Annotated in this window: 13 protein-coding genes; all 13 read right to left on the reverse strand. The window is 65.0% G+C overall.

All coding sequences use genetic code 11. From position 1 onward, the window contains the following. Window positions 1–13 precede the first annotated feature (13 nt). Entirely contained in the window at window positions 14–1,567 is a 1,554-nt protein-coding gene (locus tag ACFO0J_RS07805) for a methyl-accepting chemotaxis protein (RefSeq protein ID WP_376812507.1), read from the reverse strand. A 254-nt stretch (window positions 1,568–1,821) separates the two neighbouring features. Next, window positions 1,822–2,466, reverse strand: a complete 645-nt coding sequence (cheZ, locus tag ACFO0J_RS07810; protein ID WP_376812508.1) for a protein phosphatase CheZ — start codon at window positions 2,464–2,466, stop codon at window positions 1,822–1,824. Between the two features lie 13 nt (window positions 2,467–2,479). Beyond that, window positions 2,480–2,863, reverse strand: coding sequence for a chemotaxis response regulator CheY (gene cheY / locus ACFO0J_RS07815; RefSeq protein ID WP_376812509.1), 384 nt, complete (start codon window positions 2,861–2,863; stop codon window positions 2,480–2,482). Between the two features lie 64 nt (window positions 2,864–2,927). Next, the gene (locus tag ACFO0J_RS07820; RefSeq protein ID WP_376812510.1) at window positions 2,928–3,995 is read right to left on the reverse strand and encodes a protein-glutamate methylesterase/protein-glutamine glutaminase; all 1,068 of its coding nucleotides are present in this window, start codon (window positions 3,993–3,995) and stop codon (window positions 2,928–2,930) included. Window positions 3,996–4,016: 21 nt separating this feature from the next. Beyond that, complete coding sequence (locus ACFO0J_RS07825) at window positions 4,017–4,865, reverse strand: CheR family methyltransferase (RefSeq protein ID WP_376812511.1); 849 nt, start codon at window positions 4,863–4,865, stop codon at window positions 4,017–4,019. 23 nt (window positions 4,866–4,888) lie between these two features. Then, a complete protein-coding gene (locus ACFO0J_RS07830; RefSeq protein ID WP_376812512.1) occupies window positions 4,889–6,628 on the reverse strand; it encodes a methyl-accepting chemotaxis protein in 1,740 nt (579 codons plus the stop codon). Between the two features lie 64 nt (window positions 6,629–6,692). Beyond that, on the reverse strand, window positions 6,693–7,190 hold the full coding sequence (locus ACFO0J_RS07835) for a chemotaxis protein CheW (RefSeq protein ID WP_376812513.1): 498 nt from the start codon (window positions 7,188–7,190) through the stop codon (window positions 6,693–6,695). A gap of 23 nt (window positions 7,191–7,213) precedes the next feature. Next, window positions 7,214–9,295 carry a chemotaxis protein CheA gene (gene cheA, locus ACFO0J_RS07840; RefSeq protein WP_376812514.1) on the reverse strand — a complete coding sequence of 694 codons (2,082 nt, stop codon included), beginning with the start codon at window positions 9,293–9,295 and terminating at the stop codon, window positions 7,214–7,216. A 9-nt stretch (window positions 9,296–9,304) separates the two neighbouring features. Next, entirely contained in the window at window positions 9,305–10,417 is a 1,113-nt protein-coding gene (gene motB, locus ACFO0J_RS07845; RefSeq protein ID WP_376812515.1) for a flagellar motor protein MotB, read from the reverse strand. 18 nt (window positions 10,418–10,435) lie between these two features. Continuing rightward, window positions 10,436–11,308 carry a flagellar motor stator protein MotA gene (gene motA / locus ACFO0J_RS07850; protein WP_376812516.1) on the reverse strand — a complete coding sequence of 291 codons (873 nt, stop codon included), beginning with the start codon at window positions 11,306–11,308 and terminating at the stop codon, window positions 10,436–10,438. A gap of 107 nt (window positions 11,309–11,415) precedes the next feature. Beyond that, the gene (flhC, locus tag ACFO0J_RS07855) at window positions 11,416–11,979 is read right to left on the reverse strand and encodes a flagellar transcriptional regulator FlhC (RefSeq protein ID WP_376812517.1); all 564 of its coding nucleotides are present in this window, start codon (window positions 11,977–11,979) and stop codon (window positions 11,416–11,418) included. A gap of 4 nt (window positions 11,980–11,983) precedes the next feature. Beyond that, window positions 11,984–12,304, reverse strand: a complete 321-nt coding sequence (flhD, locus tag ACFO0J_RS07860) for a flagellar transcriptional regulator FlhD (protein WP_376812518.1) — start codon at window positions 12,302–12,304, stop codon at window positions 11,984–11,986. 335 nt (window positions 12,305–12,639) lie between these two features. Then, a complete protein-coding gene (locus ACFO0J_RS07865) occupies window positions 12,640–14,247 on the reverse strand; it encodes a glycerol-3-phosphate dehydrogenase/oxidase (RefSeq protein ID WP_376812519.1) in 1,608 nt (535 codons plus the stop codon). Window positions 14,248–14,250: the final 3 nt, after the last annotated feature.

Here is a 14,250-nt window from a genome sequence, read left to right on the forward strand (position 1 = left end):
TAGGCGCGGCAATTCAAGGGCTTGCAAGCTGCGCGCCGACCGCCGCGGGAGTCTCTGCAGGCGCCAGGGCCTGCTCGAACTGCAGATAGTCCAGGCCGATCCGCACGGCGCCCCAGCGCGCGCCGTCCAGATCCAGGGGCACGGAGACGTCGGTGATGATTTCGCCGGTGTCGCGCATGTAGGTCTGGCACAGCACGCCCCCCCGGTTGGCGATCGCCCCCCGGCTGATCTGGTCGTCGAACAGGCGTTTGTCACGCGCGTGCAGCGTGTCGTGGGCCACGTCCCCGGTGGGCGGGCGGGAATAGCGGCGATTGTGCGTCGGCGCATAGCCGTTCATGTCCACCAGAATCGCGTAGTAGCCATGCGGCACCTGGTCCAGCACGCCGTCGAGAATGCCCTGCAGGGCCTGATCGACGGCCTGATCATAGGCCACGTGATAGCGCGGCGGCCGGCTGCCGGGAATCTGGCGATAGGCTTTGTCGAAGACATCCAGGCCGTCGGCGCGGGCCTGGCGCAGCAGCCCGGCGCAGCGATCACGCAGCAGGTCCAGGCGGGTCTCCAGGTCGTCGAACGGCGTGGCGCCGGTGCGCCAGGCTGCGAGCATTTCCTGCAGGCTTTCGGTCTGGGCGCGCACGCCGTGCACCTGCTCGCGCATCGATTCCATGCGCTGGCGCAGGATGGCGCTGTGCTGGGCGATGAGGCCGATGGACCGGCTCATGTCCTGGTTGGTCTGGTTGACCTGGGCGACGTGGTCGGCCACGCCGTCCAGTTGGCTGCCGACACTGCCCAGCTCGCGCACCAGGCCATCGAACTGCCCGGCAAAATCGCCCACGAGCCGGTCGGAGGCGCGCATATCGGTATGGATGGACTGGCTCTGCCGTTCGGTGTCGGACACCAGCCCGAGGATTTCCCCGGTTTGCTGGACAATGTCGCCGGTGGCCGCATTGACGCGCTCGGCCAGCTTGCCGACCTCGCTGGCGACCACGGCGAAGCCCCGGCCGGCTTCTCCGGCACGGGCGGCCTCGACCCCTGCGTTCAGGGCCAGCAGATGGGTCTGCAGCGCGATGTCCTTGATCAGGCGGCTGGTATCCTCGACCGAACGCGCGCGGCGGCTGAGCTGGGCGATGACCTCGGAAAAAGACTGCATCTGCGTCGACACCCGGGCCACCCGCCGGTTCAAGTCGGCCAGTTGTTCCTGGGTGGCGCGCAAGCCCCCGAGCTGCTGGCGGAACACGCCGGCGGCGCCCGCCACGATGTCATTGGTCTGCTGCGACAGGCTGGCGATCTGGGTGCCCTGGGCGGACAGACTCTCGGCCTCTCGGGCCTGCTCGTCGGCCATGGTTTCGCACGCCTGGGTATGCGCCTGCAGGCGAGCGGCGTTGATGGCGATGCGGATGCTGGACTGGCGCATGACGACGAAGCGTTCGCGCAAAGCCCCCAGGAAGCGGCCGACGGGAAGCGCCAAGGGACTGAAGGTCCAGGCGCGATCATTCAGGGTCGCCCTGCCGCGCCGCAATTGCCGGATCAGGCGTCCCAGCCCGAGGGTTCTTCCACGTGTGACGGACATGCTGCCTCCCTTAGAAAAAAGGGCCGGTGCCGGCCATGAAGCCCCCGGGAGCATCGTCTCCCCGCCCGGGTCGGTCCATATTGAGTTTCAGGACTTACTCGAAGCTTACATTCTCTCCAAAGTCACATTGTCGAGGGAAAACCCTGGGAACGGCCTAAAACCGCCGTACTTCCCCACCTCGTGCCTTGCAAGGCGCCCGGATTCGCCTGGCTTGCATCAGTCCGCAGGGATCGATGCAAGCCCCGACTCATCCATCAGAATCCCAGGCTTGCGAGCAGGTCATCGACCTGGTCCTGGTTGGTGACCACGTCGTTCTTGCCTTCGGCGTTGACCACCGGGCCGTTGAGCAGCGTCTTGGTCTCTTCGCGTTTTTCCTGAGGCACGCTGTCGATCAGCACCTGGACCAGCTCGGTCTCGATGGCGCCGATCACGCCCAGCATCTTCATGATCACCTGGCCGGTCAGGTCCTGGAAGTCCTGGGCCATGATGATTTCCATCAGGTTGTTCTGCGACGCCTGGGTCTTTTCAGGGACGTCCTTCAGGAAGGCCCGGGTCTCGTCCACCAGCGAACGCGCCTGGTCGAGCTCGACCGGATGATCGAACCAGTCCTGCCAGCGGGCGTCCAGGGCCTTGGCGTCACGCTGCATCGAGTCCTGCCAGGGCTGGATCTGCTCGGCCGCATTGAGCACGCGATTGGCAGCCTGCTCGGTCATCTGGGCCACGTAGTGCAGGCGGTCGCGCGCGTCGGGAATGGCGTGGGCGGCGTCCTGGATGGCCTGATCCAGGCCCAGTTCGCGCATGCTCACGCGCAGGGTGCGCGTGACCAGGGCGATGCGATGGATCAACTCCATCGAAGGTTCCACGAAATCGGACTGGCCGGAAGATTGCTCCGTCGTCATGATGCGCCTCCGGTCAGAGTTTTTCGAAGATCTTGTTCAGCTTTTCTTCCAGGGTGGCCGCCGTGAAGGGTTTGACCACATAGCCGCTGGCGCCGGCCTGGGCCGCCGCGATGATGTTTTCCTTCTTGGCCTCGGCCGTGACCATCAGCACCGGCAGGCTGGCCAGGTTCGGATCGGCGCGGATGTTCTGCAACATGGTCAGCCCGTCCATATTGGGCATGTTCCAGTCCGACACCACGAACTCGAAGCCGCCGTTGCGCAGTTTTTCCAGCCCCTGGGCGCCGTCTTCGGCTTCATCGACGTTCTCGAATCCCAAGTCTTTGAGCAGGTTCTTGACGATCCGGCGCATGGTGGGGAAGTCGTCGACGACCAGGATTTTCATCGTTTTCTGTACCACGTGTCACTCTCCAATCAATAAAAAAGCAGGGTATTCGGGTACCCGACGCCTCTGTTCAAATCGTTCAAACCCGGTTCCCGAAGGCGCCGGCGCTTTTCAGGATACGTTCGCTGAGCTCATCCAGCGGGACCGCTTCTTCGGCGGCGCCGATCAGCAGCGCCTCGCGCGGCATGCCAAAAACGACACAACTGGCCTCGTCCTGGGCGAACGTGCGTGCGCCCGCCTGGCGCATCGCCAGCAGGCCCTGGGCTCCGTCCTTGCCCATCCCCGTCAAAATGACGCCGATGGCGTTCTTGCCGGCCACCTGGGCGGCCGAATTGAACAGCACGTCCACGGAAGGCCGGTGGCGGTTCACGGGGTCGGTGTATTCCAGCTTCACCACGTAGTTGGCGCCCGAACGGGCCAGCTTCATGTGCGCCACGCCGCCCGGGGCCAGATAGACGTGGCCGGGCAGCACCCGCTGGCCGTCCTCGGCCTCGTGGACTTGCACGGCGCACAGACCGTCCAGGCGCTGCACGAAGGACTTGGTGAAGCCGGCCGGCATGTGCTGCGTGATCATGATCGCCGGGCTGTTGGCCGGCAAAGGTTCAAGCACGTGGCGGATGGCCTCGGTGCCGCCCGTGGACGAACCGATCATGATGAGTTTTTCAGTCGTCGAGAACGTGCCCGACAGACGCGGCCGGACCGTCTCGCCCCCCGGCTGGGCCGGACGCGGGCGCAGGCGGGCGTGCGAAGCGGCGCGGATCTTGTCGGCGATCATGTCGCCGTAGTCCAGCAGGCCGTCGCGCAGCCCCAGCTTGGGCTTGGTGACGAAATCGACCGCACCCAGTTCCAGGGCCCGGATGGTGACCTCGGAATTGCGCTCGGTCAGCGAAGACACCATCACCACCGGCATGGGACGCAGGCGCATCAGCCGTTCCAGGAAGTCCAGGCCGTCCATGCGCGGCATTTCGACGTCCAGGGTCAGCACGTCGGGATTGTGCTGCTTGATGAGTTCACGCGCGATGAGCGGATCGGGTGCGGTGGCGACGACCTCCAGATCGGGGTGGGCATTGATGATTTCCGTCATCAGACTGCGCACCAGGGCGGAGTCATCGACGCACAACACGCGGATTTTCTTATTGACAGCCATTTTCAGCAGGGCTCCCCCGGATCAGGCGACGGAATAGACCGTCTGCCCCTGAAGACGCAGGGATTTGGTCAGGTAAGTGAAGTTTTCCGAGTGGCCCGCGAACATCAGGCCGCCCGGTTTGAGCAGAGGCACGAAACGCTCCAGAATCTTGGTCTGAGTCGGCTTGTCGAAATAGATCATGGTGTTGCGGCAGAAGATCGCATCGAACTTCTGGCTGCTGGTCACCCAGCTGGGCGACACCAGATTCAACTCTTCGAAGGTCACCAGATTGCGGATCACGGGCTTGACCATGGCCATGCCGGCCTGGCGTCCCGCCCCGCGCAGGAAATAGCGCCGCAGGAATTCGGGCGGCACCGGCTTGACGCGATCCAGGGTATAGACACCCTTGCGCGCCTGCGCCAGGGCCTGGGTGTCGATGTCCGTCGCCACCACCGAGATGCCGGCATCGGACTGACCACAGGCGTCGTGCAGCGTCATGGCCAGGGTATAGGGTTCCTCGCCGGTGGACGAGGCGCAGCACCAGACGGAGATCGGCTTGCGGCGCGTGCGCACGAAATCGGCCAGGATGCCGAAGTGATGCTGCTCACGAAAGAAAGCCGTGTGATTGATCGTGAAGGCGCTGATGAAGCGGTCCCACTCATCGGCCTGCGGGTTCTGTTCCAGGTGGTCCAGGTAGCTGCGCACTGAGGCCGCGCCGGCGTGATGCGCCCGCAAGCCCAGGGTGCGCGCCGCCATGTCCTTTTTATGATCACCCAGGATGATGCCCGCCCGCCGGTGCAGCACCTGCACGGCACGGGCCAGATCCGCCGCGTCGGCCCTGGGCAGGGCCGGCTGCGAAAAATAAGAGGCGGAGGGTGCATCATGAATCATGGCGGTGTCGTCTGGAATCGGGGTCAGGCCTGTTCCAGCGCCAAAGCCGGCTGGCCGGCGCGCGGAGTATAGCCCAGTTGCCCGCCCTGGACGTCGATCACCGCCCCGCCCTCATTGAGCTGGAAGGCGGCAACAGCGGTGCTGAGGTGCTCGGCCTGGTCCTGCAGAGAGCCGGCGGCGCTGGCTGCTTCCTGCACCAGGGCGGCGTTCTGCTGCACGACGTGGTCCATGTCGTTGACCGCCGTGTTGATCTGGCTGATGCCGTCAGCCTGCTCGCGCGAAGCCGAGGAAATCTCGTTCATGATGGCCGTGACGCCCTGCACCGACTGGACGATCTCGCCCATGATGCGCCCCGCGTCCTGGACGCGCTCCGAACCCTGGCGCACCCGCGTCACGGAATCGTCGATCAGGCCCTTGATTTCCTTGGCGGCCTGGGAACTGCGCTGCGCCAGCGAACGGACCTCGCCGGCCACGACGGCAAAACCCTTGCCCTGCTCGCCCGCGCGGGCGGCTTCGACCGCCGCATTCAGGGCCAGGATGTTGGTCTGGAAGGCGATGCCGTCGATCACGCTGACGATCTCGGCCATCTTGCCCGAGCTTTCGGTGATGCCGGTCATGGTCTCGGCCACGCTGGTGACGGCGGCGCCGCCGCGCTGGGCCACGTCCGCGGCCGTCTTGGCAAGCTGGTCGGCCTGGGCGGCGTTGTCGGAATTCTGGCGCACGGTGCTGGCCAGTTGTTCCATGCTGGCGGCGGTCTGCTGCAGGGACGCCGCCTGCTGCTCGGTGCGGCTGCTCAGGTCGGTGTTGCCGGCGAAGATTTCCTGGGCGCCCAGGCGGATCTCGCCCACGCCGCCGCGCACCGTGGAGACCATGCGCACCAGGCTTTCCTGCATGCGCTGCATGGCCAGGTAAAGCACGCCGATCTCGTTGCGCGAGGGCACGTGGATGGTCTCGGTCAGGTCGCCCGCCGCAATCCGGTCGAAATGCCGGCCGGCCTCGCGCAGCGGACGCAGCACCACACGCTGCAGGAACAGGTAGGCGGCCACGGCAAACAGCAGCGCCACCACCATGGACGCGCCCACGATGAGGACCACCAAACGCAGGTGATCGGCCTCATCCGCCACCGCTCGGGCGGTCACCTCCTGCTGGCGCTGCTTGAGCGACTGGACGGCCTGCTCGAAACGGCGTTCGGCGGGTTCGATCCGCTCGGACTGCAGCTTTTCGTACTGTTCGATGTCGCCGGCCTTGAGCTGCGTGAGTACGGCCGGCAGTTCCTGGTTGAGCAGGCCGGTGTAGGACTGGACGATCTGCTCGACCAGCCCAGCCTGCTCGTCCTCGCTCATGCTCGCCCGGGCGGCCTCGCGGAAGCGGTCGAGCGTCTCATGCGCCTGCTTCAAGCGGGTTTCGGCCAGGGCGATCAGGGCCTGTGACCCTTCGCTGAGCGTGCTGGCGCCGGTCGATGCGTCCGCGCCCCCCCAGCCGGACAGGATGGCGCTATTGGCCAGATCGCTGTTGATGACGATGCTGCCCAGCGTCCGGCCCATCAGCACCTGGACTTCGCGGTAACGGCCGACAGATTCGTCCAGCAGGAGGACGGTTGCGTCATCGGTGGTGATTTTACGCAGCGCGTCATTGTTCATCTTCAGGGACAGCACGCCCAGAAGCGCCCCCGAGATGAGCATGAAAAAGAAGAACACCAGCACCAGGATCAGACTGGTGCGGACCTTGAGGGCGCCGATGAGCGATTTTCCGCCTGATTTCATGAGATCAAAACCCAGTGTGTGAAGCCCGCCGGGGGGGTAGGAAAAAGATGAGCCGCCCGATCAATCAGGCGACCGCCTCCTCGACCAGCGCCATTTCTTCGCTGGTCATGAGCTTTTCGATGTCCACCAGAATCAGCATGCGTTCGCCGACGGTGCCGATGCCGGTCAGGTGCTCGGTGGAGAATGCGGAGCCGAACTGCGGCGCCGCGCTGATCTGCGCATTCTGCAGAATCAGCACGTCGGACACGCCGTCGACCACCACGCCCACGATCCGGGAACGGACGTTGAGGATCACCACCACGGTCTGCGAGGTGTATTCCACGTTGTCCATATTGAACTTCAGGCGCAGATCGACGATGGGTACGATCACGCCGCGCAGATTGGTGACGCCCTTGACGAAGGACGGCACGTTGGCGATGCGCGTGACGGTCTGGCTGTCATAGCCCCGGATTTCCTGGACCTTGAGGATATCGATCCCGTATTCCTGGTTGGCCAGGGTGAAGATCAGGAATTCCTTGCCCTGGGTTTCTCCCTGCGCTTGCGTGGGGGTGGCTTGATTCATGATGGCTCCGTGTGGAATGCGGGTCAGGCGGCCGCGCCGGCCCGCAGCGAGGTGGTGCGACGCAGGGCGAACACGTCGACGATCAGGGCCACGCTGCCGTCGCCCAGAATCGTGGCGGCCGAAATGCCCGGCACCTTGCGATAGTTGGTTTCGAGATTCTTGACCACGACCTGATGCTGGCCGATCAGGTGATCCACCATCAGGGCGAAACGCTGGTCCTCGGCCTGGAGGATCACGGCAATGGCCCGGGTCAGGTCGGTTTCGGCCTGCGCCACGTTGAAGATTTCGTGCAAAGCGACGATGGGCAGGTATTCGCCGCGCACGTGCAGGACCTGCTCGGTCTCGGAAATGCGGTGGATCTGCTCGTCCGTCGCCTGCATCGATTCGGTGACGTGAGACAGCGGCAGGATGAAGGTCTCTTCACCCACCTTGACCGACATCCCGTCCAGGATGGCCAGCGTCAGGGGCAGCACGATGCGGGTGGTGGTGCCCTCGCCCTTGCGCGAAGCCAGCTGCACATGGCCGCCCATGCTCTGGATATTGCGTCGCACCACGTCCATGCCGACCCCGCGGCCGGAAATGTCGGTGATTTTTTCCGCCGTGGAGAAGCCCGGCGCGAAGATCAGTTGCCAGAGTTCGTCGTCGGGCGTCGCCTCCGACACGGGGAAGCCGGAGGCGATGGCCTTTTTCAGGATCCGTTCGCGGTTCAGACCGGCGCCGTCGTCGATCACGTCGATGATGATCTGGCCGCCGTTGTGCTGGGCCGACAGGGTCAGGGTGCCTTCCGGGTCCTTGCCCTGGGCAATCCGCGCGTCCGGCACTTCCAGGCCGTGGTCCAGGCTGTTGCGCACCAGGTGGGTCAGCGGATCGATGATGCGTTCGATCAGGCTCTTGTCCAGTTCGGTGGCCTGGCCCTTGGTGACCAGCCGGATGCGCTTGCCCAGCTTGGTGGCGTTTTCCCGCACCACGCGCGGGAAGCGGCTGAAGACGTAGTCCATCGGCATCATGCGGATGGACATCACGGCCTCCTGGAGGTCGCGGGCATTGCGCTCGAGCTGCTCGATGCCGTTGAGCAGGCGGTCGTGCAGCACCGGGTCCAGCGTCTGCGAGGTCTGCAGCAGCATGGCCTGGGTGATGACGAGTTCGCCAACCAGGTTGATGATCTGGTCGACTTTTTCCACACCCACGCGGATGGTGCCGCTTTCCTTGGGCTTGGCGGCCTTGGAGCCGCTGGACTTGTCGGCGGATTCCGCGGCCTCCCGGGAAGCGGCCGGTTCCGGCGCATCCTGGACGGGAGCGGCCTCCGCGACCGGAGCAGGCGCGGGTTCGGCCGGCGCAACGGGCGCTTCAGCAACGGGCGCGACGGCGGCCGGCGCGGCGCCCGGAACGGCTTCGCGGGCAACGGACACTTGATCGGCATTGACGATGAAGCAGCACACGGCCTCGAGGTCATCGGCCGAGGTGGTGGTCTGCAACCACAGCGTCAAGTCGCCGCCACTGTGATCGCGGTGCAGGATCTGCCCCATGAGGGCCATTTCATTGGCCAGGGATTCGACGTCCTTGTCCTGGATGCGGCTGATCCGGACCCGGACCGGCAGGTCGCCTGCGGGCGCCGCGGCCTGGGGGGCCGGCGCAGGCGCCGCCGGAGCGGGCGCGGGAGTCGCGACGGGGGCAGGTGCGGCGGCCGGCGCCGCCCCGCCCTGCTGCTGTTCCAGGGCCAGCTGGCGCAATTGGGCGCAGATGCGCTCATAGACCTGCTGATCGGGCTTTCCCGAGCTACGATAGGCGGCGACTTGATCGGTCAACACGTCCTTGGTCTCCAGAAAGAGGTCGATCATGTCCTGACGCAGGGGCATTTCCCCGTGACGGATCAGGTCCAGAAGGTTTTCCAGCAAGTGGGTGGTCTTGGCCAGTTCCTCGAAACAGCCGAAGGTGCCCGCCCCGCCCTTGATGGAGTGCGCGGCCCGGAAGATGCCGTTGAGCACGTCCGGGTCCGGCTGTTCCAGATCGAGGTTCAGCAACTGCTGTTCCATATTGGTCAGCAGTTCATCGGCCTCATCGAAGAAGGTGTCGAAAAACTCACTCAGGTCCACGCCTGCACTCATGATCCGTCCTCACCCTTGATTGCTGGATACGCCGGACGGGGAAACGCCCGGCGTGCCTGTGGATTGCCCCGCTGGGGGGGATACAGTCGCGGCGCCCGGCCCGGAGGCGGCGCCTGCGGCCGGTGCGGAAACAGCCGGCGCCGGCGCAGCGGCCGGCGTGGCGCGGGAACCTGCGCCGGGGTGCGGCGCGGCGCCGTCTGCAGACGCAGGATGCCGCAACAGTTCCAATCGTTTCTGCAGTTCGACGCTATCCCGGCCCGAGGCGCTCTGCTCGTCGATACGCCGCTCCGCGCGCCGATTGAGCATCAGGATGCTGATCCGGCGATTGACGGCCGCCATCGGATCGTCCTTGACCAGGTCGATGGTATTGCCCATGCCCAGGATGCGTTTGACCTTGTTTTCCACCAGGCCGCCCGCGACCAGCTCGCGGCGCGCGGCATTGGCGCGATCCGCAGACAGTTCCCAGTTGCTGTAGTTGCGGTCGCCCGAGGCATAGCGCAGCGCATCGGTGTGGCCGGAGATCGTGATCGAATTCGGCAGCTGGCTGATCAGCGGAGCAAGTTCCCGCAGGATGTCGCGCATATAGGTCTGCACCACCGCGCTGCCGGTGGTGAACATCGGCCGATTCTGCTGGTCCAGGATCTGGATGCGCAGGCCGTCGGGCGTCATGTCCAGCAGCAACTGGGGCCTGAACTGCATCAGCGTCGGATTGTGCTCGATCAGGTTGTCGAGCTTCTGCTTCAGGTTTTCCAGGTTTTCCTGGTCGGCCTCGTCCTCCATCCGCTCCGCATCGCTTTCGCGGTCGTTGTCGACCTGGGGCTTGGCCTGAGGCAGGGGATGCGGATTGGGGATCACACTGGGATCGCCGCCGGGAATCTTGGACTTGCTGTTGTCCATTTTCTCGCCGCCCGTGATGGCCGTCATCAGCGGCATGCGGAAGTATTCGGCGATGGACTGGAGGTCCTTCTTGGGCACCAGCAGCAGCAGCCACATCACCAGGAAGAATGCCATCATCGCGGTCATGAAATCCGCGTAGGCGATCTTCCAGCTACCCCCGTGATGGGATTCGCCGTAGGCCCGCTTGCGGCGGACGACGACGCGGCCGGTATCGTTCTTGGCCATACCCCTTGTCCCCTACCGTCAGCGGCCCGCCGTCTGGTTCTTCGTCTGCCGCACGTGGGCTTCGAGCTCGGAGAACGAGGGACGGACGGACGAGAACAGGACTTTACGGCCGAATTCGACGGCCAGGGGCGGCGGGTAGCCGTTCATGCTGGCGAGCAGGGTGACCTTGATGCATTCAAGCACCTTGATCGAGGCCACCGACTGGCGCTCGACCGCCGAGGCGAACGGCGCGCAGAAGCCGTAGGACAGCAGAATACCCAGGAAGGTGCCCACCATGGCCTTGGAAATCAGGTCGGCCAGGACGGCCGGCGGCTGATCGACGGCCGCCAGGGCCTTGACCACCCCCAGCACGGCGGCCACGATCCCGAAAGCGGGCAGACCGTCGGCCACGGCGCGCACGGCATTGACCGGCGTGTGATGCTCGTTGTGCAGGGCCTCGATTTCCTGGTCCATCAGCGTTTCGATCTCGAAGGAATTCATGTTGCCGCTGATCATGATGCGCAGGTAGTCCGTCAGGAACTCCATCAGCTTGGCGTCCTTCTGGACCTGGGGATACTGGGTGAAGATGGCGCTGGCTTTGGGGTCTTCGATGTCGGACTCGATCGACATCAGCCCGTCACGCCGGGCCTTGTTCAACAAGGTGTACAGCAGCGCCAGCAGTTCCATGTACAGCGGCTTGCCATAGGGGCTGCGCTTGATGGCCTTGGGAATGGCATGCAGCAGCAGCTTGATCGAGGCGCCGTTGCTGGCGGCGATATACGCGCCCAGGGCCGCACCGCCGATCAGGGTGAACTCGAAGGGCTGCCACAGGGCGCCCATGTGGCCGCCCATGCCGACAAAACTGGCGAAGACCCCAACGAATACGATCAGGTATCCCAGGATGATAAACACGTGCGCACGCCTTGAGAGTCAGAATACCGCCATCATCGCCTGTTTTCCTGCATTCAAAAGCATGGTTAAACAGGTCTTTTTGTCCACAAATCCCCGGGTCCGCCCGCTCAGGCCGGCATACGCGCCGCCGACCGGCGGCGTGCGCGGGTCTTGCCCGCCCGGGGCGGCGGCTTGCAGATGGCGCAGACGAACCCCGATTCGGGATCGTGCGCATGGGCGACGAACAGGCCCCGGCATTGCTGACAGCCGGACAGTTGCACCAGCCCGCTTTCGAAGAAACGCACCAGCATCCAGGCGCGCGTGAAGCTGAGTACCGGTTCGTCGGGGCCCTCGCCGGGCTGCAGGCCCACCGAGGACTGCTCCAGGTACAGGCGATAGGCCTCCACCAGCGCCTGCGATTTCTTCGCCGGGGTGAAGGCATCCATGTACCGGTAGATGTTGTAGAACAGGCTGGAATGGATGTTCGGCAGCCAGGTCATGAACCAGTCCACCGAAAACGGCAGCATGCCCTTGGGGGGCGAGGCGCCCTTGACCTCGCGGTACAGGCGCGCCAGCCGGTCATAACTGAGGGAAGTCTCGGCCTGCAGCACCTGCAGGCGGGCTCCCAGACGGATCATGTCCGTCGCGAGCAGGATGTCGTCGGCTTCCCTGGAAACGCTCTTGCTGGACATGGGGTTAGACTGACACGGTTTCCTGCCGAGCCATCAGGATGGTGGAATGCGCTTGCTGCAGCACACCGCCCAGGACCTCGTGCGTCAGGGAGTTGAGCAACTGGGCGTCGTTCAGGCGGAAGGCGCACAGCACGGAATTGGAGCCGGCCAGCCGGACGATCTGGGCGGGTGACAGGTTGAGGATGATTTCCGCGACATCGGCGTCAAAGCCCAGCCGGAACATGCCGGCGGCCAGATTTTCACGCAGCAGGCGCTGGGCCAACATCAGGTAGGACAGATTGACCTCGCGGATGTCATTCAACAACGTGGAATCGAGAGTGGACATGAGATACCTTTTTGGCTATTGCCGGGTTCCGCGAACGGAAACCGGCTTCATCACTTCAGCAATCAGGCCGATGGCGATGCCCGCACCTGAATCAATTGTCACAAATTGACAGTCACAACAATTAAATCCAGACATCAAAAATACATTTTCATGCATATTTGACATGAACGGTAGGAGTATAGCCTTAACTGCCCTTGAATTTGACGTCACTTAACATTTAACAAAAGCAAATATTGTTAATAAACGTTATTACATCAGGGAAAATCCGAGGGCGGATAGTGATTTACCCTGATAAATGTTGCCCACCGGCAACAATACGTAACTTAGGATCGAGGTCAGGCCGGGACGTGGCGGTACTGTTCGGCCAGCCCCAGAAAGGCGTCCGGATCCCCATCAGACCCGATTTCCTCGGCTAGGATGCGGGCCACGGCAGGCGCCGCCTGCATCGCCCGGTCCGCATGCAAAAACAGCATCCGGTGGCGGCGAGCCAATACGTCTTCGACGGTGCGGGCGTATTCGCGGCGTGCGGCATGGCGGACCATGGCTTCGGTCAGCCCCAGGCCCAGGTCCTGATCGGCCCCCGGCAGCGCCTGGACGTCGGCGGCCTCGGTGCCGTAGACATGCAGCCCCGGCGAATCCGTCAGGCGGGTGGCGGGCGCGCCGGGCGGCGGTGCGCCCAGCAGCGAAAAGCCGGCCGTGCGGCCGGGCGGCAAAGCCGGCACCAGCCCCGCGTCCTGGCAATGGCGCAGCACGTCTTCGGCCATGGAACGGTAGGTGGTCCATTTGCCACCGGTCACGGTGACCAGCCCGGACGGGCTGACCCGGACGGTGTGTTCGCGGCTGATGGTCTTGGTGCCGCCCTCGTCCTCGTGCGCAGGCCGCACCAGGGGGCGCAGCCCGACCCAGACGCTGAGCACGTCCCCGGCCCGGGGCGCACGCGCCAGCACGTGGGCAGATTCATTCAGAATGAACGCTATTTCCTCGGGCAGCGCCCGGGGCTCGCGCGCCACGGCGTCGCGCGGCGTATCGGTGGTCCCCAGAATCAGGTGCCCCAGCCAGGGCACGGCGAACAGCACGCGGCCGTCGCGGGTGCGCGGGACCAGCAAGGCCTCGGACGACGGCATGAACGACCGGTCGACCACCAGGTGCACCCCTTGACTGGGCGCCACCATGGGGGTGGTGTCCTGCCCCCGGGCCGCGTCGTCCAGGCGGCGCAGGTCGTCGACCCAGACGCCGGTGGCGTTGATGACGCAGCGGGCGCGGACCGTGCCCTCGCGCCCGGCGGCGTCCAGGGCGTCGCGCCAGCGCACGCCGCTGACGCGGCCGTTTTCGTGCAGCACGTCGACGACGGGACAGTAGTTCAGCAGCAGGGCGCCCTGGGCGGCGGCCGTGCGCGCCAACGTCAGGGCCAGCCGGGCATCGTCGAACTGGCCATCCCAATATTTGACGCCGCCGAACAGGCCGGCGGTCTTGAGGCCCGGCAACTGGTCCGCCGTGCGGGCGCGCCCCAGCCACTCGGTGCGCCCCAGGCTGGCGGAGCCGGCCAGGGCGTCATAGACCTTCAGGCCGGTGCCGTAGAACGGCACCTCCCAGGGCCGGTAAGCGGGCATGACGAAGGCCAGGGGTTGGGCCAGGTGCGGCGCATTGTTCAGCAACGCCCGGCGTTCGTGCAGGGCCTCGCGCACCAGGCTGATATTGCCCTGGGCCAGATAGCGGACCCCACCGTGCACGAGCTTGGTCGCGCGCGAGGAAGTGCCGCCGGCAAAATCATTGGATTCCAGCAGCAGGACCGACAGGCCCCGCAGCCGGGCATCCAGGGCGACGCCCAGGCCGCTGGCGCCGCCGCCGATGACGATCAGATCGACCTCGGACAAGGCCTCGAGGTCATGCAGCAATCGATCCCGATCCGTCGTGACGGGCGGCAGCACAGCAGTCTGGGACATCGT

Origin of the sequence: Castellaniella hirudinis (assembly GCF_042651965.1) — a bacterium.
Taxonomy (GTDB): Bacteria; Pseudomonadota; Gammaproteobacteria; order Burkholderiales; family Burkholderiaceae_B; genus Castellaniella; species Castellaniella hirudinis.

What these genes read in the sequence shown, in the direction of transcription:
- ACFO0J_RS07805 (WP_376812507.1), bottom strand. Translation starts at nt 1,567, where the DNA reads ATGTCCGTCACACGTGGAAGAACCCTCGGGCTGGGACGCCTGATCCGG.
- cheZ (WP_376812508.1), bottom strand. Translation starts at nt 2,466, where the DNA reads ATGACGACGGAGCAATCTTCCGGCCAGTCCGATTTCGTGGAACCTTCG.
- ACFO0J_RS07820 (WP_376812510.1), bottom strand. Translation starts at nt 3,995, where the DNA reads ATGGCTGTCAATAAGAAAATCCGCGTGTTGTGCGTCGATGACTCCGCC.
- ACFO0J_RS07825 (WP_376812511.1), bottom strand. Translation starts at nt 4,865, where the DNA reads ATGATTCATGATGCACCCTCCGCCTCTTATTTTTCGCAGCCGGCCCTG.
- ACFO0J_RS07830 (WP_376812512.1), bottom strand. Translation starts at nt 6,628, where the DNA reads ATGAAATCAGGCGGAAAATCGCTCATCGGCGCCCTCAAGGTCCGCACC.
- ACFO0J_RS07835 (WP_376812513.1), bottom strand. Translation starts at nt 7,190, where the DNA reads ATGAATCAAGCCACCCCCACGCAAGCGCAGGGAGAAACCCAGGGCAAG.
- cheA (WP_376812514.1), bottom strand. Translation starts at nt 9,295, where the DNA reads ATGAGTGCAGGCGTGGACCTGAGTGAGTTTTTCGACACCTTCTTCGAT.
- motB (WP_376812515.1), bottom strand. Translation starts at nt 10,417, where the DNA reads ATGGCCAAGAACGATACCGGCCGCGTCGTCGTCCGCCGCAAGCGGGCC.
- flhC (WP_376812517.1), bottom strand. Translation starts at nt 11,979, where the DNA reads ATGTCCAGCAAGAGCGTTTCCAGGGAAGCCGACGACATCCTGCTCGCG.
- flhD (WP_376812518.1), bottom strand. Translation starts at nt 12,304, where the DNA reads ATGTCCACTCTCGATTCCACGTTGTTGAATGACATCCGCGAGGTCAAT.
- ACFO0J_RS07865 (WP_376812519.1), bottom strand. Translation starts at nt 14,247, where the DNA reads ATGTCCCAGACTGCTGTGCTGCCGCCCGTCACGACGGATCGGGATCGA.